Raw genomic sequence first — 25500 nt, forward strand, 5'->3', positions numbered from 1 at the left:
TGCCTCAGGCGAGGAAGCCGCCGTCCACGTTCAGCGCTACGCCGGTGGTATAGGTGGATGCGTCGCTTGCCAGATACAACACAGTGCCGGCCATTTCGCTCGGATCGGCAACGCGCTTGAGCGGAATACGCTGCAAGGCGACATTCAGGATGGCGTCATTCTTGGTCAGTGCCGAGGCGAACTTGGTATCGGTCAGGCCCGGCAGCAGGGCGTTGCAGCGGATGCCGAACTGCGCGCATTCCTTGGCGAACACCTTGGTCATGCTGATTACCGCAGCCTTGGTAACCGAATAGATACCTTGGAATTCCCCCGGCGAGACGCCGTTAATCGAGGCCACGTTGATGATGCTGCCGCCGCCGTTCTGCTTCATCAGCTTGCCGCCTTCGATGGACATGAAGTAGTAGCCGCGAATGTTGACGTCGACGGTCTTCTGGAAGGCGCTGAGGTCGGTGTCCAGCACGTTGCAGAACTGCGGGTTGGTAGCTGCGTTGTTGACCAGGATATCGAGGCGACCGAACTGTTCGCGAATCTGCGCGAAGACGCTCTGGATCTGCTCCATTTCACCGATGTGGCAGGCGATCGCGGTGGCTTTGCCGCCCTCGGCGATGATGGCGTCGGCCACAGCTTGGCAACCATCGATCTTGCGGCTGGAGACGATCACATGCGCGCCTTGTTGCGCGAGCAGCTTGGCGATCGCCTCGCCGATCCCACGGCTGGCGCCGGAAACGAAGGCGACTTTGCCGTCGAGGTCGAACAGATGAGTCTTGGACATGGGGTTCCCCTTGCTATGTGCGATTGACTGGAAACAGTTACAGCCGTGATTTATCGATGACCTGCAGGCACACCTGCTCCAACAACTTGTTCGCGTGAATGAACTGCGCGAAACGTTTGTCCTGGGTTTGGCCGTGGAAGAAGCGGTAGTAGATCTGCTGCATGATGCCGGCCAGACGGAACACGCCGTAGGTGTAATAGAAATCGAAGTTAGTGATTTCGATGCCGGAGCGCTCGGCGTAGTAATCGGCGAATTGCTGGCGGGTCAGCATGCCCGGTAAGTGGCTCGGCTGCCGGCGCAGCGCTTGCATCGGCGCCGGATCGTCGGCCTGAATCCAGTAGGCGAGGGTGTTGCCCAAGTCCATCAGCGGATCGCCGATGGTGGTCATCTCCCAGTCCAGTACCCCGATGATCTTCATCGGGTTGGCCGGGTCGAGGATGACGTTGTCCAAGCGGTAATCGTTGTGCACGATCCCCGGTTTCGGATGGTCGGCGGGCATCTTGTCGTTGAGCCAGGACTTGACCGCTTCCCACTGCGGCGCGTCAGGGGTCATGGCCTTCTCGTAGCGGTCGATCCAGCCACCGATCTGGCGTTGTACGTAACCTTCTGGCTTGCCGAGGTCGGCGAGGCCGCAGGCCTTGTAATCGACGTTGTGCAGGTCGACCAGCTTATCAACGAAGTTTTCGCACAGCTGGCGAGTACGCGCTTCGTCCAGATTCAGCTCAGGCGGCAGTTCGTCACGCAGGATGATGCCCTTGACGCGTTCCATCACGTAGAACTCGGCGCCAATCACTGAGTCGTCGGTGCAATGCGCATAGGCCTTCGGACAGTAAGGAAAACCGGCGTTCAATTGATTGAGAATGCGGAATTCGCGACCCATGTCGTGAGCGGATTTGGCCTTCTTGCCGAATGGCGGCCGGCGCAATACAAACTCCTGCTCGGGGTATTCCAGCAGGTAAGTCAGATTGGAAGCGCCACCAGGGAATTGGCTGATGCGAGGCGTGCCAGAGAGTCCGGAAATATGGAATTTGAGATAAGTATCGATCGCGGTTGCGTCGAGTTCTTCACCTTCGCGGATGCGGGTGGATTGATCAGTAAGCGCCATACTTATCCCTTTTATTTATGATGGGAAGCCAAGACTATTGGCTAATCTAATGCTGCTTCACCTGCCTCACAAGCTCGACCAGGGGTTTATTGGTGAGCGTGTTGCAGCTCGATCAACCTGCCTGATTGCTCTTTTCGAATGAAAAAAAACCGGAGTCCATGGACTCCGGTTCTTGGTATCGCATAGCGAGATAAAGCTTAGACCGGGAACAGCTCGCCCAGCTTCATCGCCAGCATCATGTCGCCTTCGGCGCGCAGTTTGCCGCCCATGAAAGCCTGCATGCCATCGGTCTCGCCGCTGGTGATGCCTTTCAGGGTTTCGGTGTTCATGATCAGGGTAACGTTCGGGTTCGGCGCGTCGCCTTGCTGCAGATCGCAAGTGCCGTCCTTGACTACCAAGTAGTGGTTCTCACCATCTTCGATGTTGAACTGGAATACCAGATCAAGGCCGGCCGCGGCACTGGCGTTGAACTTGGATTGCATGTTTTTAACGATTTCAGCAGTGCTGCTCATGGGGTGGTCCTTTTTGGTTTTCAGGTTGTTCCAACGGCCTTGCGGCCAGTATTCCGGGGCGCTCAGCGGTAGGTGATGAGTTCCGGGGCCTTCAACGATTCCAGATGTGCATGGCTGTTGAAGGAAGCCAAAGCCACTTCGCGGCCGCGGAACTTCAGACGGTTGAGCGAAGTGTTGAGGATTTGCCAATTGAGTTCGAATGCCTTGGCCACCGGTATGCCGGTGACTAGGTGGAGCAGTGCGGTAATGGTGCCGCCCGAAGTGAATACGGCGACGTTCTGCTTGTTGGTGGTTGTGTCGAGAATGCGGTCGAGCCCGGCCTCGACTGCGTCGACAAAGCTTTGCCAGCTGGCCAGGTCGGATTCGTGTTCGCCATTGATCCAACGACCTATCAGCAACGCAAACAGGCGCTGGAACTCGGCCCGGTTCTGCGCGCCATTACGCAATACATACAGCGCCTCGGGTTCGCCGCTGACCAGGCTTGGGAGCAGGGCGCGGATAACGCCATCGGCATCGAACTCGTTGAATGCGCTATCGGTTTCGATCTCTGGAGCGTCCAAGCCGGCCGCCCGGTATTGAGCAAAAGCATGTTCGGCTGTGTGCTGCTGGCGGCGCAGATCGCCGCTAATAGCACGGTCAAACTGAGCGCCGATTTGAATCAGATACTTGCCCAGCAGTTCCGCTTGGCGGATCCCGGTTTCGGACAATACATCGTAATCGTCTGCGCCGAAGGAGGCCTGGCCATGTCGAATCAGGTAAATGCTGCCCACGCTTTGGCTCATCCGAAAAGGTGAAGATTTCGCGAGGTTATGAGGATAGGTAGGCCGTGTCAACGAAAAAACATACGCTTGTTTGAATTGGTTAGGCGGCCACTTCTTACGTTGGGAAGGCCGCACGGTTGCCCGTCCATTTGCTGGTCGGCGCTCAGTTGGCTGGGTATGCTTGGGCGATCATTGATCGCGCTCCCATATGGGGTCGCGAAGTAACAAGCAAGGGGAAATGCGTGGAGTTTCTAGCTGACTATGCGGGCTTTCTGGCCAAGACGATAACGCTGGTGGTGGCGGTGCTCGTGGTGCTGGCGGCCATCGCCGTATTGCGCAGTAAAGGCCGCAGCAAAAGCTCCGGGCAGCTGCAAGTGCGCAAACTCAACGACTTCTACAAGGCACTGCATCAAGGCTTGGAACAAGCGGTGCTAGACAAAAGCCGGTTGAAAGCGGTGCGTAAAGCAGAAGCCAAAGCCGAGAAACTGGCGAAAAAAACCGCAGCGGAGAAACCGCGGGTTTTTGTCCTGGATTTCGATGGCGACATCAAGGCTTCAGCCACCGACAACCTACGCCATGAAGTGACCGCCTTGCTGAGCATGGCAACCTCGCAGGACGAGGTAGTGCTGCGTCTCGAAAGTGGCGGCGGTTTGGTGCATAGCTATGGCCTGGCCGCATCACAGTTGGCGCGCATTCGTCAGGCGGGCGTACCGTTGACCGTCTGCATCGACAAGGTCGCGGCAAGCGGCGGCTACATGATGGCGTGCATTGGCGAGAAGATCATTTCCGCGCCATTCGCCATCCTCGGCTCCATTGGCGTGGTCGCGCAGCTACCCAATATTCATAAACTTCTGAAAAAACACGAAATCGATTTCGAAGTGCTGACCGCCGGCGAGTACAAAAGAACCTTGACGGTTTTTGGCGAAAATACCGAAAAGGGCCGGGAAAAATTCCAGGAAGACTTGGAAACCACTCATGAACTGTTCAAAGGCTTCGTGGCCAGCCACCGCCCGCAGTTGAATATCGATGAGATCGCCACGGGCGAAATCTGGCTGGGACAGGCCGCGCTAGGCAAGAAGCTGGTGGATGAGTTGATGACCAGCGATGAGTATCTGGCGACGCGAGCCAAGCACGCCGAGCTGTTCCACTTGCATTACGCGCAGAAGAAAACCCTTCAAGAACGCATGGGTTTGGCAGTGAGCCTGGCGGCAGATCGCCTGTTGCTGCAATGGGTCAGTCGGCTCAATCAACGGTTCTGGTAAACGAATTCCGCTATTCAGGAGGTTGGTAATGGGCAAGTTCAAGGCGCTGCAGGTTTGCGAAGAGGCGGGCGGGGAGTTCTCGCGACAGATCGTCGAGCGCGATACAGCAGATCTGCCGGCTGGCGATTTGTTGATTCGGGTGCGCTATTCCTCGCTGAATTTCAAGGATGCGCTGTCCGCCAGTGGTAACCGCGGCGTGACCAAGGCTTATCCGCATACACCGGGTATCGATGCCGCCGGTGAAGTGGTCGAGTCGAGCGTGAACGAATTCAGCGTCGGTGATGAAGTCATTGTTACCGGCTACGACCTGGGGATGAACACCGCGGGTGGGTTCGGCCAGTACATCCGGATTCCGGCCGCCTGGGCGATCAAGCGTCCGCAAGGTCTGTCCCTGCGTGAGGCAATGGTGCTGGGAACCGCGGGGCTGACCGCCGCGTTATGCGTCGACAAGCTCGAGCAGGCCGGGGTCGAACCCAATGCCGGGCCAGTTCTGGTCACGGGCGCCACGGGCGGCGTCGGCAGTATCGCGGTGTCGCTATTGTCCCAACTGGGCTACGAAGTAGCGGCCTCCACGGGCAAGGCCGATCAGGCCGAGTTCCTCAGCCAGCTGGGCGCGTCGCGGATTGTCGAGCGCAGCGCCCTGCAGGAAGGTCTGGAGCGCCCCATGCTCAAGGAGCAATGGGCGGGGGCGGTGGATACTGTCGGCGGCGATATTCTGTTCAATGTGGTCAAGTCGCTACGATACGGCGCCAGCGTGGCCTGTTGTGGGCTGACGGCGGGTATCGCCTTCAAGGGCAATGTCATGCCGTTCATCCTACGTGGGGTAAATCTGCTGGGTGTCGACTCGGTGGAATTGCCGCTGGTGGTCAAGGCATCGATGTGGGATCGGCTATCGCTGCAGTGGAAGCTGAAGAATCTGGATGCCTTGGTCCGCGAAATCGCGCTGGATGAGTTGCCAGGAGCTATCGAGCAGATTCTCGCCGGCAAGCTGGTTGGTCGGGTGCTGGTTCGCCTGGACTGAGTGTGGTGCGCTGAGTATAAAAAGCCTGGCATTTGCCGGGCTTTTTATTGCTGCTCTAACGTTCGACTACCTGTTCAAGCAGGTCGGCGGCGAAATAGCGGCAACGGTTGGTCGATGGCGGCCTGATAGACCTCGGAGAAGTCCTCGAAGGCCTTAAGTGCGTCCTGCGGGTCTTTGTCTGCGCGCAGGGCATAGGCATCGAAGCCGCAACGGCGCATGGCGAACAGTTGATCGCGCAGGACGTCGCCGATGGCGCGAATTTCGCCCTTAAAGCCGTAATGCTGACGCAGCAGGCTAGCCGTGGAGTAATGACGGCCATCGGTGAAAGCAGGGAAATTCAGCGCAATAACTTGGAAGTGCTGAAGTTCTTCGACGATTTCTTCGATTGCCTCGTCAGCATCCAGCCAAACGCCAACGCCGCCGTCTCGCGCCTTGAGCGCATGGCTGTGTTCGCGCCACAGCGCCAACGGCACGATGTAATCGTCGCAATTGGTGAGGATTTCCAGCGTCGCATCCTTAGGAAGCAGATGCCAGGTTTCGTCGACGATCTCGCCGTTCTTAATGATTCGCTGCATATACACGCTCCTTGAACGGGTCGATGCCGACACGACGGAAAGTCTCGAGGAAGGATTCGTCCTCGGTACGTTTTTCCACGTAAACGTTGATGATCCGCTCGATCACATCGGGCACGTCGTCCTGGGCAAAGGATGGGCCGAGGATCTGCGCAAGGCTGGCATCACGATTGGAGCTGCCGCCGAGAGAAATCTGATAGAACTCCTGGCCTTTCTTGTCCACACCGAGAATGCCGATATGGCCGACGTGATGGTGACCACAAGCGTTCATGCAGCCAGAGATGTTCAGGTCGATTTCGCCGATATCGAACAAGTAGTCGAGGTCATCGAAACGACGCTGGATCGCTTCCGCCACCGGAATCGACTTGGCATTGGCCAGGGAGCAAAAGTCGCCGCCCGGGCAGCAGATGATGTCGGTCAGCAGGCCAATGTTTGGCGTGGCAAAACCGAGTTCACGCAATTCGCCCCACAGCGTGAGCAGCTGACTTTGCTCGACATCGGCGAGGATAATGTTCTGCTCATGGGAGTTGCGGATTTCGCCGAAACTGTAGCGGTCGGCCAAGTCGGCAATAGCATCGAGCTGCTTGTCGGTGACATCGCCGGGGGCCACGCCTGTCGGCTTGAGAGACAGGGTCACCGCCGCATAACCGGTTTTCTTGTGGGCCACGACGTTGCGTTCACGCCAGCGGGCGAAGCCAGGGTGCTGCTGGTCGAGTTCGGCCAGGGCAGCGGTCTGGTCGTCGAGAGTTTTGTAGGCTGGATCGACGAAGTGCTGCGCGATACGTTGAACTTCGGCCTCAGTCAGGGTGCTCGGACCATCCTTCAAGAGCTCCCAGGCAGCGTCGACGCGCTCGGCAAACACTTCCGGAGTTAGCGCTTTGACGAGGATCTTGATACGCGCCTTGTACTTGTTGTCGCGGCGCCCATAGCGGTTGTACACCCGCAAAATGGCGTCGAGATAGGTGAGCAGGTGCTGCCACGGCAGGAATTCATTGATGAAACTGCCGACGATCGGAGTACGGCCAAGACCGCCACCGACAGAAACCCGGAAACCCAGTTCGCCAGCAGCGTTCTTAACGGCTTCGACGCCAATGTCATGGACTTCGATGGCAGCACGATCGCTCACGGCGCCATTGACGGCGATCTTGAACTTACGCGGCAGATGGGTGAACTCTGGGTGGAAGGTCGACCACTGACGAATGATCTCGCACCACGGGCGCGGATCGACCAGCTCATCTTTGGCGACGCCGGCGAACTGATCGGTGGTGGTGTTACGGATGCAGTTGCCGCTGGTCTGAATCGCGTGCATTTGCACGGTCGCCAATTCGGCAAGGATTTCAGGAACGTCTTCCAGTTCTGGCCAGTTGAACTGGACGTTTTGCCGGGTACTAATGTGCGCATAGCCCTTGTCGTAGTCCCGGGCGATCTGCGCCAGCTTGCGCACCTGAGTGGAGCTCAGCAAGCCATAGGGGACGGCAATCCGAAGCATCGGCGCATAACGCTGGATATAAAGACCGTTCTGCAGACGCAGCGGGCGAAATTCTTCGCCGCTCAGTTCACCCGCCAGATAGCGGTGGGTCTGATCGCGGAACTGCTTGACGCGGTCCTCGACGATCCGTTGGTCGTACTCATCGTATACGTACATAAAATTCGTTCTCAGGCTGGCTACAGCTAATCGCGCGCACGGCCGCGCACTCCTGGCGGAGCCGGGCAAGATACCAGTTCAGCTTTATGCGCAAAAGTGAAGTTTTCGTATATGGGTCAAACCCCTAGTGCTAACGACTCGTGCCGAGATGGGCCTTGAGTGAGTACCAACGGTGGTCTTAACTGCTGGGGCGAGCTACCAATAATCACAAGAAGGGGGAAGCCATGTCCGATCATACCGAGCTTGATAACCGCGATAGCGTCGTCGATGCGCGGGCCATATTTGTCCTGATTCTGCTGGCGGTAGCGACTGCGGTGTATTGGGTCAGCCACCAGTAAATAAAGCGTTCGTCGTCCCATTAAGCAAAGCCGCCGCGAGGTTACACGCGGCGGCTTTGCTTTGTCCGAAGGCAGACGATTGGTGTCATATGGCTATCATCTTGGCGGTTATACTGCCCGCTGATCGCAGGCGGACTGGTGAAACGTGAAAGGCTTTATTGGCAGGGTTTTGTTCCTCTGGTGCTTGTGCAGCACGACCTGGGCACAGTCGGCTCAGGTGGTTTTCCTCAATCCTGGCAAATCTAATGAGGACTTCTGGGTTCTCTATTCCCGATTTATGCAGGCTGCCGCTAATAGCCTGGGCATGGACTTGCAGGTTCTATATGCCGAGCGCGATCCGCATCAGCAGATAAGCCAGGCGCGCCAGATATTGCTGGGTTCTAACCGGCCGGATTACCTGCTGTTTAGTAATGAAGAATATGTGGCTCCCGAAGTTCTGCGTCTCGCCGCACACAGCGGGGTCAAGCTGTTCATGGTGCATAACGTTCTGACTGCAGATCAGCAGAAGGCGCTGGGCGCACCCCGAGAAAAGTATCCCAATTGGATCGGCAGTCTTATCAGCAATGATGACGAGGCAGGCTACCTGATTGCGGATCAGTTGATCCGCCAGCATCAGGCCAGTGCCGGTGAGGGGCCGGTCGATATGTTGGCGTTTGCGGGGAATCGAGCGACACCCGTTAGTCAGGCTCGCGAGCGCGGTTTGCGTAAAGCCTTGGCTGAACATCCCCAGGTACGTCTCAGACAGCTTGCCCTTGGCAACTGGAGCCAACAGCGTAGCTACGAGCAGGCGCAGCTACTGTTTACTCGTTATCCAGACGTGCGCCTGGTATGGGCGGCAAATGATCAGATGGCATTTGGCGCCATTCAGGCACTGCAGGAGCGCGGCGGGAAGCCGGGCCATGACGTGCTGTTTTCAGCGATAAACAGCTCGGAGAGAGTGCTGCAGGCACGCACCAATGGCGATATATCGGTATTGGCCAGCGGCCATTTCACACTGGGTGGTTGGGCCATGGTGATGCTTCATGACTACCACGCCGGCCTTGATTTCGCCGCCCGGGGTGGCATTGAGCGAAAGGATCGTCTTTTCGTGTTGCTCGACGCGCAGCAAGCGGGAAAGCTCCGGAATCGATTGCAGAAAAAAGACTTTGATCTCGATTTCCGTCGCTTCAGTGCTGTCGGTCAGCCGCATATGCGCAATTACACATTCTCATTGCGGCCGCTGTTGTACTAGATCCCGGCCAGGTACAGCACCAGCTTGACCAGGCCAAACAGCCCCAGCGCAAATATCGCGGTAAACAGCACACCGAGCACGATGAAATGGCTCGGTTTGCCGTGGGTGAAATCCCGGGTTCGGTTCTTGCCGCTCTGCACGCCGAAGGCGCCTGCCAATATGCTCTGCAACATCTGCTTGAGCGTTGGCGCTTTATCGTTGTTCGAATCGCTCATGGTTTACCTCCCTTTTCGTCAGCTTAGCCTGAGGGCTAGCAGGAGGAGAATGTCATTGGCTGTGGCGGTGCAGTCGTCGGGTATTGACGACATCGACTGCCCTGGCGCGCAGCTGTCCGCAGCCGCCTTCGATGTCCTGCCCGGCGGAGTTGCGCACCTTGGTCAGTACGCCGCGGCTGTGCAAGTAGCGGACTATCTGCACGATCCGATCACCGTCTGGGCGCTGGTACTCATCGTCTTCCAGGCTGTTGTAGGGGATCAGGTTGAGGACCGCAAACTTGCCCTTGAGCAGGCGCAGAACGCCGTCCATTTCTTCCTGGCTGTCGTTGATTCCGGCGAGCAGCGTCCATTGATACTGGATGGGATAGTCGAAGCGGCGTGCGTACTCTTCGCCCAAGGCCACTAATTCATCCGGGTCGATACGCGGCGCGCGCGGCAACAGTTGCTGGCGCAACTGTGCATCGGTGGTATGCAGCGACAGGGCCAAGGCCGGCTTGATGCGTTGCTGCGGCAAGCGCTCGAACACCCGCATGTCGCCGACAGTCGAGAACACCAGATTCTTGTGGCCAATGCCGCCGTCGGTGCCGAGCATATCGATGGCTTCCAGGACGTTGTCGAGGTTGTGCGCCGGTTCGCCCATACCCATGAACACCACTTTTTTCACCGGCCGGAAGCGCCGCGCAAGCGCCACCTGGGCGACGATCTCGGCACTCCCGAGCTGGCGTAGCAGGCCACTCTTGCCGGTCATGCAAAATACGCAGCCAACCGCGCAGCCGACTTGGGTCGAGACGCACAGGCCATCGCGCGGCAGCAGCACGCTTTCGATCATTTGCCCATCGGCCAGAGCCACCAGTAGGCGCGCGGAGCCATCGGCGCCGGGATGTTCGGAGCGCAGCTCTGCCAGGCCATTTAGCGTCTGAGTCAACTCCGGCAAGCCATCACGAACGCTCAGCGGCAGGAAATTTTCCGTCTGCTGATGGCGGGTGCCGGTATCCAGCGGCAGGCCTTTCAGCCAGGCACGGCTGACGCGCCCAATGTGCATGGGTTTGGCGCCGAGGTCGGCGAGACGCTGGTGGAAGTCATGGATACGCATGGGGCGCGCATGCTACCACCGCGCGTCTGAGTAGGGCAGCAGGCCGCGCAATTGGGCGGGTGCCAGGACGTTCGGCAAGGGAGTCGATGCGTATCGCTTCGCTCAAACTGTCGACGGGCCCATAATGCCGGCCTGATTGGTTTAAAGCGGCGTGGAGCTGTACATGAAATTCATACACCAACGTGAACACCTGAACGAGGACGACATCGTCGTCATCCAGTGCTCACAGCCTTGCAACATCCGCCTGATGAACGATGCGAACTTCCGCAGCTTTAAAAATGGTGGTCGGCATACCTACCACGGCGGCGCGTTCGACCAGTTTCCCGCGAAAATTACCGTGCCCAGTTCTGGTTTCTGGAACATCACGATCGACACCGTGACCCGCCGGGCTATCAGCGTGACCCGCAAGCCCGCTCTCACGCACTCGATCAAGATCGTCCGCAAGTCGCCCTCGCAGCTGCGTTGAAAGGCTGCCGGAGGTGGTGCTCAGCAGCTTCGTCGCTGCCAATGACTATCGGCCAAGTACGCTACTGATATCAGCGAAGTCCGGCCGCGCAGCCACTAGGGTTGACGCACAGTCGGCTTGCAGTTGCCAGAGCTTGGCCAATTGCTGGGGTTGATCATCTGCTGGGCAGCGTTGCAACAGTTCTTCCAGCAAACAACCGAATGCACGCGCTTCGATTTGCTGCAAGGCTTTGCCTGGCGTGCTTTGTGGCGTGAAGAAGGACGCGGCGCCAAAGTCGCCAAGAAGGCATTCGCCCACAGCGTCGACCAGCAGATTATGCGCGTAGAGATCGCCGTGCAAAATTCCCCTGGCATGCAGATGGGCTGTCGCCGAAGCCACGGCCCGCGCGATGCGCAGCGCTTCAGTTACGCTAAAACTTCGAGACACGGCATAGCAGTCGCGGGTACAGCTGGCCAGTGAGGGCGGGTTGGCCAACGGTCGGTAATCGGCGTGGACACGCTCTAGCAGCAGTCCTGGCGGCTCGCTTGCCTGAGTCGCCAACGGTCCGGTGACACGAATCAGATTGGCGTGTTCGCCCGCGGCCAGGCAGGCCGCCATTTCACTATGTGGCAATCCGTCACTGGTCATGCGGCCCTTGAACAGCTTCACCGCCATGGCTTGCGGTGGACGCCCTGGGACTCGCCATTCTGCGCAGTGAATGATCCCCGAGGCGCCCTGACCGAGTATTTCGCCCAAGGCGATTTCATTGTGTGGAATCGCCGGAATGGAATGCCGCGCCAAAGCGGTGGTTTCACTGGCGTCGCTGACCGGATTGCCGGCGAATGCCAGCCAAGCCAGGCGCGGCAGTTCCAGTAACCAAGCTGGCAGATTTTCGAAACGGTTGGCGGCGATGCGCAGCAGTTCGAGATTTTGGCAGTCGCTCAGGCTGTCCGGCAGCGCATCGAGTCGGTTACCAGCGAGCATCAGCTTTTGCAGGTGTTTGCAGTTGCCGAGCTCGGCAGGCAAGGCCGGCAATTGGTTGTCACTGAGAATCAGCCAACGCAATGCGGGAGGCAACGCAGCGGCCGGCAAGTGGTGCAGGTGATTGGCTTTAAAGCCGATCATTTCCAGGCGCGGGCAATCGCCCAGCACTTCCGGGACGACGGTGAAGGGGTTATCTGAGCAGAAAAGAATGCGCAACTTGTGCAGACGGGGCAAATCCGCTGGCAGGCTGGTCAACTGGTTAGCGGAAAGGTTGAGGACTTCCAGGCTGTCGGCGAGATCGAAAATTTCGCGGGGGAACTCGCTCAGATTGCAGGACAGATCCAGGCGCTGGATGCCGGCTAGTTCACCGCGGCGCAGTTGTTCGAGAGTATTCATCTGATCTCGGTGGGACGGACAGGACGGGGCGTTCAGCATTCAGCAGAAGGCAGCCGCCGGGCGACCGCAGAGTGATTCAGCGCGGATGACACGGGGCCTGAATGCTCAGGCCCCGTGTGGTTGGTTGCCGACTCAGTTGTCATAGCCCAGATTTGGCGCCAGCCAGCGCTCGCTTACGGCCAGCTCCTGGCCTTTGCGTGCCGTATAGCTCTCCACCTGGTCCTTATCCACCTTGCCGACGGCGAAGTACTGCGCCTCGGGATGGGCGAAGTACCAGCCGCTGACTGCGGCGGCGGGGAACATGGCGTAGTGGTCGGTGAGAAATACGCCGCTGCGGCCGGCCTTGTCGAATTCGGCCTCGGGGTCGAGCAGGGTGAACAGGGTCTTCTTCTCGGTGTGGTCCGGGCAGGCCGGGTAGCCGGGGGCAGGGCGGATGCCCTTGTACTGCTCCTTGATTAGCTCTTCGTTACTCAGCTGTTCGTCCTGGGCGTAGCCCCAATAATTCTTGCGCACCTGCTCATGCAGCCATTCGGCGCAGGCTTCGGCGAGGCGATCGGCGAGGGCTTTGACCATGATGCTGTTGTAGTCGTCGCCGGCGTTTTGGTAAGCCTTGGCGACTTCTTCGGCGCCAATGCCGGCGGTGGTGATAAAGCCGCCGACATAGTCGGTCACGCCACTGTCCTTCGGTGCGACAAAGTCCGCCAAGGCCAGGTTCGGCTTGCCATCGGGCTTGATGGTTTGCTGGCGCAGATGATGCAGCTTGGCGAGCGGCTGACCGTCGTCGCCGTAGACTTCGATGTCGTCATGGTCGACCTGGTTGGCCGGCCAGAAGCCAAACACTGCGCGGGCGCTGATCAGCTTTTCATCGATCAGCTTCTTGAGCATCGCCTGGGCGTCGGCGAACAGTGCGGTGGCGGCTTCACCGACGACTTCATCGGTGAGGATGCGCGGGTACTTGCCGGCCAGATCCCAGGAGATGAAGAACGGTGTCCAGTCGATGTATTCGGCGAGGACCGACAGGTCGATATCTTCCAGCACTTTCACACCGGTGAACGTCGGTTGGCTGGCGCGGTAGCCGCTCCAGTCGAACTGCGGCTTGTTGGCCAGCGCGGCGGCGTACGGCAGACGCTCGGTGCGCGCGCTGCGGGCGGCGGTGCGTTCGCGCACTTCCACGTAATCGGCGCGGGTGCGCTCGACGAAGCCGGCTTTCAGCTCCTTGGAGAGCAACTGGGTGGCCACGCCAACGGCGCGCGAGGCGTCGGTGACGTAGACCACCGCATCGTTCTGGTATTTCGGCTCGATCTTCACCGCGGTATGCGCTTTCGAAGTGGTGGCGCCGCCGATCATCAGCGGCAGGCTGAAGCCCTGGCGTTGCATCTCGCGGGCAACGTGGACCATCTCGTCCAGCGAGGGGGTGATCAAGCCGGACAGGCCAATGATGTCGCACTTCTCGGCGATGGCCGTCTGCAGGATCTTCTCCGCCGGCACCATCACGCCCAGATCGACTATGTCGTAGCCGTTGCAGCCGAGCACCACGCCGACGATGTTCTTGCCGATGTCGTGGACGTCGCCCTTGACCGTGGCCATGAGGATCTTGCCCTTGGCCTGCGGCTTGTCGCCTTTTTCCGCCTCGATAAAGGGGATCAGGTGGGCCACGGCCTGCTTCATCACGCGGGCGGATTTGACCACCTGCGGCAGGAACATCTTGCCGGCGCCGAACAGGTCGCCGACCACGTTCATCCCGCTCATCAGCGGGCCCTCAATGACCTCGATGGGGCGCGCGCACTGCTGGCGGCATTCCTCGGTGTCTTCGACGATAAACGCGGTAATGCCTTTGACCAGTGCGTGCTCCAGGCGTTTGCCGACCGGCAGGGCACGCCATTCCTCGGTTTCGGCTTCCTTGACACTACCGTCGCCACGATAGTTGTCGGCGATGGCCAGCAGGGCCTCGGTGCCGCCTTCGTGGCGGTTGAGGATGACGTCCTCGACCTTCTCGCGCAGCTCCTTGGGAATCTCGTCGTAGATTTCCAGTTGGCCGGCGTTGACGATGCCCATGGTCAGGCCGTTCTGGATCGCGTGGTAGAGGAATACCGAGTGGATCGCCTCGCGAACCGGGTTGTTGCCGCGGAACGAGAACGACACGTTGGACACGCCGCCCGAGGTCAGCGCATGGGGCAGGTGGTCGCGGATATAGGCGCAGGCCTCAATGAAGTCGACCGCGTAGTTGTTGTGCTCTTCGATGCCGGTGGCGACGGCGAAAATGTTCGGGTCGAAGATGATGTCTTCCGGTGGGAAGCCCACTTCATTGACCAAGATGTCGTAGCTGCGCTGGCAGATCTCGCGCTTGCGTGCGGCGGTGTCGGCCTGGCCGATTTCGTCGAAGGCCATCACCACTACGGCGGCGCCGTAGCGCTTGCACAGCTTTGCGTGGTGCTTGAACTGCTCGACGCCTTCCTTCATCGAGATCGAGTTGACGATGCCCTTGCCCTGGATGCACTTGAGGCCGGCCTCGATCACTTCCCACTTGGAGGAGTCGATCATGATCGGCACGCGGGAGATGTCCGGCTCACCGGCGATCAGGTTGAGGAACTTGACCATGGCCGCCTGGGAATCGAGCATCCCTTCGTCCATGTTGATGTCGATCACCTGGGCGCCGGCTTCCACCTGCTGCAGGGCGACTTCCAGGGCTTCGGTGTAGTTGTCCTCGCGGATCAGCCGGGCGAATTTGGCCGAGCCGGTGATGTTGGTGCGCTCGCCGACGTTCACGAACAGCGAGTTGCGATCGATGGTAAACGGCTCCAGACCGGACAGGCGACAGGCCTTGGGGATCTCCGGAATAGCGCGTGGCTTGTACTTGGCTACGGCTTCGGCAATCGCCTGGATATGCCCCGGCGTGGTGCCGCAGCAGCCGCCGATGATGTTGAGGAAGCCGCTCTGGGCGAACTCCTCGATGACCGCCGCGGTTTCCGCCGGCGTTTCGTCGTACTCGCCGAAGGCATTCGGCAGGCCGGCGTTGGGGTGCGCGGAGACGTGGGTGCCGGCCTTGGTCGACAGTTCTTCCAGATACGGGCGCAGATCCTTGGCGCCGAGGGCGCAGTTGAGTCCCACGGAGATCGGGTTGGCGTGGCGCACCGAGTTCCAGAACGCTTCGGTGGTCTGCCCGGACAGTGTGCGTCCGGAGGCATCGGTGATGGTTCCGGAAATCATGATCGGCAGTTCGATGCCAATTTCTTCGAATACGCCCTGAACGGCGAAGATCGCCGCCTTGGCATTCAGGGTGTCGAAAATGGTCTCGATCAGGATCAGGTCAGCACCGCCCTCGATCAGCCCCTTGGTAGCCTCGGTGTAGTTTTCCACCAGCTCGTCGAAGCTAACGTTACGGTAGCCGGGGTCGTTGACGTCGGGGGAGATCGAGCAGGTACGGCTGGTCGGGCCGAGTACGCCGGCGACGAAGCGCGGCTTGTCCGGGGTTTCCAAAGTCTTGGCATCGGCCACCTGGCGGGCCAAGCGCGCGCCTTCGACGTTCAGCTCATAGACCAGCGCTTCCATGCCGTAGTCGGCCTGGGACACCTGCGTGGCGTTGAAAGTGTTGGTCTCGAGGATGTCGGCACCGGCGTCCAGATAGGCCTTCTCGATGGCGCCGATGATGTCCGGACGGCTGAGAATCAACAGATCGTTGTTGCCTTTCACATCGCTCGGCCAATCGGCGAAGCGCGCGCCACGGTAATCCTCTTCCTCCAGCTTGTAGCTCTGGATCATGGTGCCCATGCCGCCGTCGAGGATCAGGATGCGTTCCTTCAGGGCTTGCTGAAGGGCGTGTAAACGGGCGCTGCGATCGGACAGGGACATGGACGGTACTACCTGAGAGGAGCTGTGACGAAAGGGCGCGATGATACCAAAACCTTAGCCGTTCTGAGCTTCAGCGGCTTTTACATGAATAGCGCTCATGTTGCCGACTAAAGCCTTGCTCGTTCTCTGGAGTTTAGAACCGTAGAATCAGCGCATCCGATGATTCTGGAACTCACTATGCTGCTGCGTGCATTGGGCGCCTTGTCGCTGCCTTTCCTCTCGTTCATGACACCCGTACAAGCGGCTGACATCTCCTACAGTCGTGATATTCAGCCGATCCTCACGCAGAAGTGCGTGGCTTGCCACGCATGCTATGACGCCCCCTGTCAGCTCAACCTCGGTAGCGGTGAAGGCGTGCTACGGGGTGCCAGCAAGGCGCTGGTGTACGACGGTGCGCGCACCAAAGCCCAGCCAACCACGCGGCTTTATTTGGATGCCCGTAGCGAGCAGGCGTGGCGAGCCAAGGGTTTCAGCTCAGTGATCGACCCGCAGGGCGGCCAGGCGGCGCTCATGGCGCGGATGCTCGAGCTGGGACGTGGCCAGCCGCTGAAACCCAACGCCAAATTGCCAGCTGATCTCGACATCGGCATCAACCGATTGAATCAATGTCCGCTGCCCGGCGAGTTCGATGCTTACGCGAAGAAATTCGCCCATGCCGGCATGCCATTCGCTGTCACCGGTTTGAGCGACGCTGAATATCAGACCTTGCAGCGCTGGCTGGCTCAGGGCGCACCTGTCGAAGAGCAGGCCTTGACGCTCACGATGACGGAAACCGCGCAAATAGCCGATTGGGAGGCATTGCTGAATGCCCGAGGCGCTCGCGAAACCTTGGTCGGGCGCTGGTTGTTCGAGCACTTGTTCCTGGCTCACCTGTACTTTGAAAGCGGTGAAGCTGGGCACTTCTTCCAGTTGGTACGTTCGCGAACGCCGAGTGGTCAGCCAATCGATCCGATTACCACGCGCCGCCCCAACGATGATCCGGGCAGCGATTTCTACTACCGCCTTTGGCCTATCCAGGGCGTCATCGTCCACAAGACCCACATCACCTATCCGCTTAGCGCGCAGAAGCTCACGCGGGTTCGCGAGCTGTTTTTCGGCGACGACTGGAGCACCGACAAAGTACCGGGCTATGGCGCCCAGCGTCGTGCCAACCCGTTCGAAACCTTCGAGGCGATACCGGCCGAGGCGCGTTACCAGTTCATGCTGGATAACGCCGAGTATTTCGTGCGCACCTTTATCCGCGGACCGGTTTGTCGTGGGCAGATCGCCACGGATGTGATCCGCGACAACTTCTGGACGCTGTTCCAGGACCCGCAACATGACCTGTTCATCACCGACGCCGACTACCGTGAGCAGGCCACGCCGCTCCTGGAAATGCCCGGGCAATTCGACGACATCGGTAGTCTGTTAGGCATGTGGACCGATTATCGGGACAAGCGCAATGCCTATGAAGAGCTGCGCATGGACGCCTACGCCGACGCGCCAGCGCCGGACTGGTCACAAATCTGGACTGGCAACGACAACGCGCTGCTGTCGATTTTTCGCCAGTTCGACAGCGCTTCGGTGCGTAAGGGCCTGGTCGGCGAGATACCACAAACGCTGTGGCTGATGGATTACCCCCTGCTGGAACGCACCTACTACCAGCTGGTGGTCAATTTCGATGTGTTCGGCAATGTCTCGCACCAGGCGCAAACCCGGCTGTATTTCGATTTGATCCGCAATGGTTCTGAAGTCAACTTCCTGCGACTGATGCCGGCGGAGTCGCGCGATGCACTGCTCGATGATTGGTACCAAAGCAGCGGCAAACTGAAGATGTGGCTGGACTACCAGAGCATCGATGACGACACCGACAGCGCTTTGGGCCTGCCGGAGAGCGATCCCAAGAAGGCCTTCGTACAAGGCTTGTTGCAACGTTACGGGCAGCTCAATGCACGCCCCGATCCGCTCAACCGTTGCCGCGATGGCCACTGTTTCCGCCCGAATGTGCAGCCGACCTTACAACGCGCCGACCAGACGCTTAGCCGCCTGGCCAATCGACCCGCCGCGGGCTTGAAGGTGATCGAGCAGTTACCCGAGGCGACCATGCTGCGCGTCGAGCTAGCCGACGGCCGGCGGGAAATCTACAGCCTGTTGCGCAATCGGGCGCACAGCAATGTGGCGTTCATGCTCGGCGAGGAAGGGCGCTATCAGCCTGGGCTGGACACGCTGACGGTGTATCCCGGGGTATGGAGCAGTTACCCGAATTTCATCTTCAACCTGGATGCCGAGGAGTTACCGGAGTTTGTCCAGGCCATGGAACATGTGCGTGATGAGGCTGGTTTTGACACATTGGTCGAGCGCTGGGGCGTGCGTCGTTCCAGTCCGCGGTTCTGGCAATTGTTCCATGACCTGTCGGCTTACATTCGCGAGACCGAGCCAAGAGAAGCGGGCGTTCTGGACATGAACCGCTACGAAAACCTCTAGTCGATAAATCCAGCTGCTCGGCGTCTCGCTGCTGCTCACGTGGGAGGTGCTAAGTCGCATCGGCGTGCTGGATGGTTTCTATGGTCAGCCGATCGTGTACGAGTTCTTTGTCGGGGTACTGATCGGGGTGATCTATCGGCGTGGATGGATTCGCGAGGGTCTCTGGCTGCCGGTGCTGGTGCTTATCGGCTAGCTGGCTGCGCTGTATCACCTCGACGGCACCGCGCGCCTGTTGCACTAGGGAATACCGAGCGGCCTGATCGTGATCGCGAGCATTTCACTGGAGTGCTACTTCACTGATAAGCGGATATTCAAAGCGCTCGGCGACTGGTCGTATTCGGTGTATCTGGTGCACGTGCTGGTGCTGTCGCTGGGCTGGTATCTGAGCCGGCGCTTCGAGCTCAACCCCTATGCGGTGGTGGTGGGTTGCGTGCCGGTCATTATGTTGGCGTCCTGGATCAGCTATCGATTGCTTGAGCAGCGTCTCTACCAAGCGCTGAAGGCCCTGTCGGAGCGCTGTGCGCCGCAGCCGGTCTCGCGGCAAAGCTAAACAGACACTTGCCCAGAGGGGGTTGGGCAAGCGCCTACGGCATCGAGCATTATTCCTACTAAATTGCTAGGGCTTTGTCGCGTTGGCTGATTGGCGTAAACTGCCTGCACGTTTGCGAGGAGTTGCCATGAGCGCCATCACTATTACCGAAGCTGCCCACGACTACTTGGCTGATCTGCTGAGCAAGCAGAACACCACGGGTATCGGCATCCGAGTTTTCATCACCCAGCCTGGTACCCAGTACGCCGAAACTTGCATCGCCTACTGCAAGCCTGGTGAAGAGAAGCATGAAGACACCGCTCTCGCGCTGAAGAGCTTCACTGCCTGGATCGACTCGGTCAGCGAACCCTTCCTGGAAGACGCGGTAGTCGACTACGCCACCGACCGCATGGGTGGCCAGCTGACCATCAAGGCGCCGAACGCCAAAGTGCCGATGGTCAACGAAGAGAGTCCGCTCAATGAGCGGATCAACTACTACCTGCAGACCGAGATCAATCCGGGGCTGGCCAGTCATGGTGGGCAGGTTTCGCTGATCGAAGTCGTCGATGAAGGCATTGCCGTGTTGCAGTTCGGCGGTGGTTGCCAGGGTTGCGGCCAGGTTGATCTGACCCTCAAGGATGGTGTCGAACGGACCTTGCTGGAACGCATTCCCGAGCTTAAGGGCGTGCGCGATGTGACCGACCATACCAACCGCGAAAACGCCTACTACTGAGGCCCGCGGAACAAAAAAGGCGACCTGCGGGTCGCCTTTTTTATGCCTGCAATCGCTGGCAACGTTACTTGGAGGAAGCAGCGCTCTGCGCTCTCGTCGCGATGGCAGCCGCGGAAACGTCTGGCCGGAATACCCGCTCTGTGCTGGCAGGGTATTTCAATAATGCCGCTGGCGAGCGCGGCGGCCGGGCCAGCAATTGCCCGCCGCAATTCGGACAGCGCTGACCGAGGCGCGCGGCGCAACCGTGGCAGAAGGTGCATTCGAAGGAACAGATCAATGCGTCGCCGGTATCGCCAGGCAAGTCACGGTCGCAGCATTCGCAATTCGGGCGCAGTTGCAGCATGGGGATATCTCCTCTGTGGCTAGGACAGTTCGACGTTGGGTGACAAATACCTGCATGGGCCCGGTGACATCAAGGCCCATGAGCTGGGGGGAATCAGGCAGGCGATTTGGCGCGGGGGCTCATCTGGCTCCTGGGGATGGTCGATGCTGCCAGTCTGCGGCCCGCTGCAAATGGCGGCAATGCCATCTGCCCCACAGAGATTGCCAATCTAGCCCCGTTCACTCTGCGAGCGCGCTTCCAGGAAGCGCATCAATGCGGTTTCCTCGCTTGCGCGGGTGAGCGGTATTGCTTGCGTCCCCGCGCATCACGGCCGGTGGCCTGCAGATGGCCCTTGGGGTTGGCACAGATCCAGACATCGCCATACGCGGGTGGAATCGCCAGCCTGTTGATGCGCTGGATAGTTTCGGCATCGTGGATGCGTTCGCTGCGAATTTGCCGCGCAGTTTTTTCCGGCGCAGGCCTGCTGGCTGTCGTCGACGTAATGCAAATCCGCTGGCAAAGCGGGGCAGAGGAAGGGGCGGTATCCAGGCCCTCATCTTTCGGTGTCGGGCGAGTGCCGGTGGCGATGGGCGGGACTTGGTCGTTCATCGGACACCACCCAGGGTTTCGCTCCAGATCGAATGGCCGCAGCGTTCGCAGGCATACAGGCTCGGTGTGGCGATTTCGGTGAGGCGATGGCGCAGCGGCAACGGCAACGGCAAAACTGACAGACCTGGCCGCACCTGATCGTTGCTGAAGAAGTACAGATTGACGCCGCCATCCAGCTCGACGATACCCAGGCGGATCTGGTCCAGATGCTCGACGCCCTGCTGGAGTAACTCCATGGAAAATTCATCGCTGGAGATATTCTGCCGGCGGATCACGCCAAGCTCGAACAGGCCATCGCGAATGATCACGATCGGGCAGCCTTCGACCAGGCTGCCGAAGCGCGGGCTCCATTTCATAAGCAGTGTGGTCGCCCGGTAGAGCAACAGCAGCGTGCCGAACACCACCATGATCGGTAGCAAAGGCACGTCGTGATAGAACGACACATCCCCCGCGGCGGAACCCAGCGTGAGGATGACCACCAGCGCGAACAGCGAAAGCTGTTTGACGCCGCGGCGTCCGGAAACCTTCAGGAAGATGAATACTGCCGTGTAGGCGAATGCCCCTCGGCCAGGAACTCCGGTGGAAGCTCATCAAGCCGCAAGCGCTTTGGATCGAAGGCCTGCATGTCATCGCCTCGACGGGTTTTCGCCCGGCATCGACCAAGGCGTCAGCGCATAGCCGTCCTTGCTCAGCTCCAGGCGGGCCAGCTCGAGTAGCCCGGCGAGATGTGTCCAATCGCTGTATTGGCTGCGTGCGACATGCGCTTGCACGAACAGTTCGGCGCCATTTTCACCGAATACGCGGAAAGAGAAGCTGGCGTCTTCGCTGTTCAGGGTCGTGGTGCAGTGATGGGGAAGAAAGGCCTGCTCGGTGATTCGAGTGGCTTCTACAAGACTTAGCTGGCTCATGACACACGCTCTCTGTCTGTCGATCATTAATCGATAGACGAGCAAGCGGCGCGGAGGTTCGTTAGATATAGCGGAGGGGTGAAGCGAAAGCGGATAGCCATTGTGGCTATCCGCTTCAGAGATAAAGGCTTATTCAGGCATTTGCCAAGGTTCGAGATCGTAACCTTGCTGGCTGAGTTCTTCGCGAGACTTCTTCAGCTCGCAGGCGAGCTGGTCGGGATCGCTGTAGATACTACTGGAGAGCAGGGTGCGCCCCAGCAGGCGGGTATTGGTACGATCGATGACCGTCAGGCTAAGTTCGCCGGTGCCATCCGGCGCTGTCCAGGCAACGCACTGGAATGGTTGAAAGGCACGGCCGGCGATCAAAAGCGCTTCGTTGAAACGGAGTGGACTGTTCATGGGATCTTTCTCCGTATATACCCAGGAAGTTTGAGCCGATGGCGCTTTGCGCTCTACCGGCATTCATACTGTGGATGTTCCGATCTGACTCGGAAGTCACATCAAATACAGAAATAGTTGTATTTGTCACAAAAAAATTATCCGCAGCATCGCGCCGCTACATCGCTGATTGCCTGTCCGGAAGTCCTGGAAGTCCGCTATCCCCGCCGATGGAATAGCGAACTGATTAAAAGTACGGCGGCTTATTGGCCGTTATTGCGCCCATATCGATAAGCGCTTACTGCCTCGTAGACAGCTTTACGCAGACGGTTTATCCCACCAATCGGCCGATGTTCTGCCAATGCATGCCAAGGATTGAACGACAAATTATCGCAGAGCAGATTTTGCTCGGTGGTATCGAAGTCCTGTGCCGGAATTCTTATGTTCGCGACTGTTTCAAATGGCGATATCGATTCATCCCATTCGACGCTGGTGTCTTCGATGGGCATGTAATGTGCGGCATTTTGCCGCTGGACTTGAAGTTCAAAACAGATTGGCATGCGATCGAGCGACAGTTGTTGATAGAGCGCATTACGCAGGAAGTTCGGTAATCCGTGGTTCTGCTCCGGCAATTGATAGGCCGGACAGTTACCCGGGGCAGGAATCACTCGGTACTTGATGTTGTGCGGGCCGAGTTTGAACGGCGCAATCGAGTTGTAATTGGTTGACGCCGGACTTTCCGGGGCTGGCGCGAGGGTCTGCAGGGCGATGAATAAATGGCGAATTTCCCAGTTGCGCGGATCCCAGCCGGGGAAAAAAGCCTGTACTTGCTTGCCGCTGGCCTGGATGGCGAAGTTGGTTTTGTATTCGGCAACATCGCGCACGAAGAACGCGGTGTTATTGAACATCACGAAATCTTGATCGCCGGCGCTGGCTGGGCCGCTCATCAGCTTCGCACCCGGAACGTCGAGGAGCTTGATCGCCATTCCGCGAGCATCCCGCGCGCGGTCGAACTGCGGGTAAGCGTTGCCGTTGGACAGGCGCATCCAGGCTTGCCAGGTTTTCCCCGGCTCGCTGAACACCCCCTGGCGCAAGTCGGTAGGCAGATCGCTGCGTACGCTGACTTGTGCCCTGACGCAGCCATGCGCCTTGGCATGGGCATCGCGCAGTACACGTGTGTTGTCGCGGTGCTGTTCGGCGATGCGCAGCGCGTCGTCGATGATGCCTCGCGTCAGCGCGGCTTCGCCGGCTGGAATGTGTTCTTCGCTAGAGACCGGGCCGGAAAACTTCCAGCTGTAATACAGCGCGCCGATCGCCCACCCAGCAAGGCCAAGCACCAACAGCAACGCGATAAGTTTGCCAATCAGGCGACCCAGCCACAGCCAGAATTTCTTCAACATAACAGGCTCCTTCCTATTGTTTCGTGGCCGCAAGCGAGATCAGTCCGTGGCAATTTGGCCCAGGCGTCCACGGTTTGGCGGTGATGGGCGTGAGTTGTGCCTCGAGCTGGGGATTGCCTAGCGTTTTCAGATACTCGACCAGCGCCCACCGTTCGCTGGGCTCCAGCCCACGGCCGATCACGCCTTCGCTGCGACAGCCATCGCGAAACTCATGGCCGCGATTGCTGTTACCGGTAACCGACGTCTTGAACAGAAAGCCGCCGGCGAGTTTCTCGGTCCGAAAGCCGGCCCGCTGTGGATCGTACTCGTGGCTGCCTACCCAGAACTCACTGGCGCGCTCAAGGCGCGGCGAAAGTAGCTGGAACAGATTGGGCACCGAGCCGTTGTGTAGGAACGGCGGAGTTGCCCAGATGCCATCGAGGGGACGGGCTTTATAGCCACGCTTCTCTTGTACGCTGATAGGCAACCCGAAACCGTCCATTTCCGCCCGCACATCGGCGCTGATTCCAGCATCGAGGTAGGCACGGTTTTCCACGTATGCGGTGATATAGGCGAGGCCCTTGGCGCTGGAAATACTGCCTAGATCGACTCGCTCAAGGCTGGAGCCAAAGAGTTTCACGTCTAGCTTGCCGAGCTGTTGTTTGTCCCAGCCCAACTTGCGGATGTCGAAACGGTGGTCGGCAATGTTGTCGGCGGCGGTCGTGTCAGTACCGACGATAGATGTGGGAACGACCCGCAGATGCCATTCCGGATCGCGCGTCGGGGCATAACGCTTGTTCGCGGGTTTCGCCACTGGCGCATGGCAATAGGCGCAATTTTCCTCGAACAACGCTCGGCCTCGGCTGGCCAACTCGCGATCGACTTTGCCGAGTACCTGTTCCGGCCAAGCGGGTGGTCGCAACTGTTTGAGCGTTTGCTCGAGGGTATACAGCTCGCGCAGACGCACGCTGGAGGCATACCGATCAGGTTCGGCAACGGCTTGGCCGTGATCGTCGAATATTCTTAGGGTGGCACCCACGCCCAACGCTTCGCCGATGTTGCGCGCCATGGGTTGCATCGCCGAGCCATTCCACTGCACCCAATCGAATTTCCAGATATCCCAGACCTGCGGATAACTCACCGGCGCATTGGCGACCCGATAGTTGCTTGCATCGATTACATCGCCAAACACGCTGTTGGCAATGCGACCGAACGCATCGGTGCGGCCGAAGCCTTCTTCGGTCGGATACAGATCGCGGTGCCAGTCGTTGTAGGCAGTCGCCATGAGACGATCGAGAACGGTTTTGAAATCCCGGCGCAGTTGGTCGTGCTCCAGCTCATAGCGCTCGCCGAGAATCTCTTTGGCGAAGCGTCTGAACTTCAATGGATTGTAGTAGGTGAGCGCCATGCTCATGCCTAGTGCCTGACCGAATCCGCCGCCGCGTAGGGTCGGCACCGTGGAGGCAAGCGAATGCAGGGCGGCGCCGCCATCGATGCGAATGGCGTTGCCGCGATAGCGCAGCTCGCCGGTATGACAGGCGGAACAGGTGATATCCAGGTACTGATTACCGGTGGCCTCGTCAGCGTGACGGGCAAAGCCCACCGGTAAATTGCCTGGGTTGAGTTGCGATGCGCGCTGCTGCGGATCAATCAGAAAACCAAAGCGCGCAAGGTAATCGGGGGTAGCGAACTTGGCGCTGGAAAAAGGCAGTTCCAGGGCGACGAACCAGTCATAGCGCAGTCCTTTCACCCGTGTGCCTTGCGGCGTGTAGTAGTAGGTTTGCCGCGCCTCTGGACTCCACTGGTCTAGATAGTGGAGGGCGGTTGGTTGCTGATAAACCGGCAGATTGGGACGGGCGATGTAATAAAGCGGTATCGCCAGAGCAATCAGTAGGGTGCCAATGGCAATTATCAGAACGGGGCGAAAAGTACGCATGAACAAAAACTTCCTTGTTACGTGGGTGTGCGGACGTTAGGC

At 59.1% G+C, this 25500-nt stretch carries 23 protein-coding genes and 2 pseudogenes; 8 read left to right on the forward strand and 17 right to left on the reverse strand.

The features are described 5' to 3' along the window. Nucleotides 1-4 precede the first annotated feature (4 nt). From NVV93_RS09030 to NVV93_RS09045, 4 genes are all read right to left on the reverse strand, one after another. Entirely contained in the window at nucleotides 5-772 is a 768-nt protein-coding gene (locus tag NVV93_RS09030) for an SDR family oxidoreductase (RefSeq protein ID WP_258254098.1), read from the reverse strand. Between the two features lie 37 nt (nucleotides 773-809). After that, the gene (locus tag NVV93_RS09035; protein ID WP_258254099.1) at nucleotides 810-1877 is read right to left on the reverse strand and encodes a phosphotransferase family protein; all 1068 of its coding nucleotides are present in this window, start codon (nucleotides 1875-1877) and stop codon (nucleotides 810-812) included. 197 nt (nucleotides 1878-2074) lie between these two features. After that, on the reverse strand, nucleotides 2075-2389 hold the full coding sequence (locus tag NVV93_RS09040) for an SCP2 sterol-binding domain-containing protein (protein ID WP_258254101.1): 315 nt from the start codon (nucleotides 2387-2389) through the stop codon (nucleotides 2075-2077). Between the two features lie 62 nt (nucleotides 2390-2451). Beyond that, the gene (locus NVV93_RS09045; protein WP_258254322.1) at nucleotides 2452-3159 is read right to left on the reverse strand and encodes a histidine phosphatase family protein; all 708 of its coding nucleotides are present in this window, start codon (nucleotides 3157-3159) and stop codon (nucleotides 2452-2454) included. 233 nt (nucleotides 3160-3392) lie between these two features. Between NVV93_RS09045 and sohB the strand changes: the two genes are divergently transcribed. Together sohB and NVV93_RS09055 are read left to right on the forward strand one after the other, a co-directional pair. After that, nucleotides 3393-4412, forward strand: a complete 1020-nt coding sequence (sohB, locus tag NVV93_RS09050; protein WP_258254102.1) for a protease SohB — start codon at nucleotides 3393-3395, stop codon at nucleotides 4410-4412. A gap of 28 nt (nucleotides 4413-4440) precedes the next feature. Next, the gene (locus tag NVV93_RS09055) at nucleotides 4441-5433 is read left to right on the forward strand and encodes a YhdH/YhfP family quinone oxidoreductase (protein ID WP_258254103.1); all 993 of its coding nucleotides are present in this window, start codon (nucleotides 4441-4443) and stop codon (nucleotides 5431-5433) included. 74 nt (nucleotides 5434-5507) lie between these two features. Here the strand turns inward: NVV93_RS09055 and NVV93_RS09060 are convergent, their stop codons facing one another. Both NVV93_RS09060 and NVV93_RS09065 read right to left on the reverse strand, forming a co-directional pair. Next, nucleotides 5508-6008 (reverse strand): DUF934 domain-containing protein, encoded by a 501-nt coding sequence (locus tag NVV93_RS09060; protein ID WP_258254105.1) that lies wholly within the window; start codon nucleotides 6006-6008, stop codon nucleotides 5508-5510. Next, nucleotides 5992-7650 (reverse strand): nitrite/sulfite reductase, encoded by a 1659-nt coding sequence (locus NVV93_RS09065; protein ID WP_258254106.1) that lies wholly within the window; start codon nucleotides 7648-7650, stop codon nucleotides 5992-5994. The genes NVV93_RS09060 and NVV93_RS09065 overlap by 17 nt, the downstream gene beginning before the upstream one ends. Before the next feature lie 483 nt (nucleotides 7651-8133). Here NVV93_RS09065 and NVV93_RS09070 point away from each other — a divergent pair, with 483 nt between their 5' ends. Further along, nucleotides 8134-9219, forward strand: a complete 1086-nt coding sequence (locus NVV93_RS09070; protein ID WP_258254107.1) for an ABC transporter substrate-binding protein — start codon at nucleotides 8134-8136, stop codon at nucleotides 9217-9219. On the opposite strand, the gene NVV93_RS09075 is transcribed toward NVV93_RS09070, so the two are convergent. Continuing rightward, nucleotides 9216-9434, reverse strand: coding sequence for a DUF2970 domain-containing protein (locus tag NVV93_RS09075; RefSeq protein WP_258254108.1), 219 nt, complete (start codon nucleotides 9432-9434; stop codon nucleotides 9216-9218). The two genes, NVV93_RS09070 and NVV93_RS09075, sit on opposite strands and share 4 nt — an antisense overlap. 52 nt (nucleotides 9435-9486) lie before the next feature. Then, nucleotides 9487-10527 carry an RNA methyltransferase gene (locus tag NVV93_RS09080; RefSeq protein ID WP_258254109.1) on the reverse strand — a complete coding sequence of 347 codons (1041 nt, stop codon included), beginning with the start codon at nucleotides 10525-10527 and terminating at the stop codon, nucleotides 9487-9489. A gap of 163 nt (nucleotides 10528-10690) precedes the next feature. On the opposite strand from NVV93_RS09080, the gene NVV93_RS09085 reads away from it, so the two are divergent. Next, nucleotides 10691-10993, forward strand: coding sequence for a DUF1883 domain-containing protein (locus NVV93_RS09085; RefSeq protein WP_258254110.1), 303 nt, complete (start codon nucleotides 10691-10693; stop codon nucleotides 10991-10993). Nucleotides 10994-11038: 45 nt separating this feature from the next. On the opposite strand, the gene NVV93_RS09090 is transcribed toward NVV93_RS09085, so the two are convergent. Together NVV93_RS09090 and metH are read right to left on the reverse strand one after the other, a co-directional pair. After that, nucleotides 11039-12352, reverse strand: coding sequence for a leucine-rich repeat-containing protein kinase family protein (locus tag NVV93_RS09090; RefSeq protein WP_258254111.1), 1314 nt, complete (start codon nucleotides 12350-12352; stop codon nucleotides 11039-11041). Between the two features lie 132 nt (nucleotides 12353-12484). Continuing rightward, complete coding sequence (metH, locus tag NVV93_RS09095) at nucleotides 12485-16201, reverse strand: methionine synthase (protein WP_258254112.1); 3717 nt, start codon at nucleotides 16199-16201, stop codon at nucleotides 12485-12487. 177 nt (nucleotides 16202-16378) lie between these two features. Here metH and NVV93_RS09100 point away from each other — a divergent pair, with 177 nt between their 5' ends. From NVV93_RS09100 to nfuA, 4 genes are all read left to right on the forward strand, one after another. Next, nucleotides 16379-18664 carry a fatty acid cis/trans isomerase gene (locus NVV93_RS09100; protein ID WP_258254113.1) on the forward strand — a complete coding sequence of 762 codons (2286 nt, stop codon included), beginning with the start codon at nucleotides 16379-16381 and terminating at the stop codon, nucleotides 18662-18664. A 46-nt stretch (nucleotides 18665-18710) separates the two neighbouring features. Next, nucleotides 18711-18857: a hypothetical protein gene (locus NVV93_RS09105; protein ID WP_258254114.1), complete on the forward strand. Its 147-nt coding sequence runs from the start codon at nucleotides 18711-18713 to the stop codon at nucleotides 18855-18857. A gap of 69 nt (nucleotides 18858-18926) precedes the next feature. Beyond that, on the forward strand, nucleotides 18927-19214 hold the full coding sequence (locus NVV93_RS09110) for an acyltransferase (RefSeq protein WP_258254115.1): 288 nt from the start codon (nucleotides 18927-18929) through the stop codon (nucleotides 19212-19214). Between the two features lie 127 nt (nucleotides 19215-19341). Continuing rightward, the gene (gene nfuA / locus NVV93_RS09115) at nucleotides 19342-19926 is read left to right on the forward strand and encodes a Fe-S biogenesis protein NfuA (RefSeq protein WP_258254117.1); all 585 of its coding nucleotides are present in this window, start codon (nucleotides 19342-19344) and stop codon (nucleotides 19924-19926) included. A gap of 64 nt (nucleotides 19927-19990) precedes the next feature. On the opposite strand, the gene NVV93_RS09120 is transcribed toward nfuA, so the two are convergent. The 7 genes and pseudogenes from NVV93_RS09120 to NVV93_RS09150 form a co-directional block, all read right to left on the reverse strand. Beyond that, nucleotides 19991-20269: a DUF1272 domain-containing protein gene (locus NVV93_RS09120; RefSeq protein WP_258254118.1), complete on the reverse strand. Its 279-nt coding sequence runs from the start codon at nucleotides 20267-20269 to the stop codon at nucleotides 19991-19993. Between the two features lie 279 nt (nucleotides 20270-20548). Beyond that, nucleotides 20549-20857, reverse strand: a pseudogene (locus NVV93_RS09125) (DNA topoisomerase IB); the annotation flags it as partial. Further along, nucleotides 20854-21482 (reverse strand): annotated as a pseudogene (locus NVV93_RS09130) (DUF421 domain-containing protein). The pseudogenes NVV93_RS09125 and NVV93_RS09130, both read right to left, overlap by 4 nt. Before the next feature lies 1 nt (nucleotide 21483). Then, complete coding sequence (locus tag NVV93_RS09135; RefSeq protein WP_258254120.1) at nucleotides 21484-21765, reverse strand: DUF1652 domain-containing protein; 282 nt, start codon at nucleotides 21763-21765, stop codon at nucleotides 21484-21486. 129 nt (nucleotides 21766-21894) lie between these two features. Next, a complete protein-coding gene (locus NVV93_RS09140; RefSeq protein ID WP_258254121.1) occupies nucleotides 21895-22164 on the reverse strand; it encodes a hypothetical protein in 270 nt (89 codons plus the stop codon). 242 nt (nucleotides 22165-22406) lie between these two features. Continuing rightward, on the reverse strand, nucleotides 22407-23543 hold the full coding sequence (locus NVV93_RS09145; protein WP_258254122.1) for a catalase family protein: 1137 nt from the start codon (nucleotides 23541-23543) through the stop codon (nucleotides 22407-22409). Between the two features lie 13 nt (nucleotides 23544-23556). Then, nucleotides 23557-25458, reverse strand: a complete 1902-nt coding sequence (locus tag NVV93_RS09150; RefSeq protein WP_258254123.1) for a cytochrome c — start codon at nucleotides 25456-25458, stop codon at nucleotides 23557-23559. Between the last annotated feature and the right edge of the window lie 42 nt (nucleotides 25459-25500).

It is taken from the genome of Pseudomonas sp. LS44, from assembly GCF_024730785.1.
Taxonomy (GTDB): domain Bacteria; phylum Pseudomonadota; class Gammaproteobacteria; order Pseudomonadales; family Pseudomonadaceae; genus Aquipseudomonas.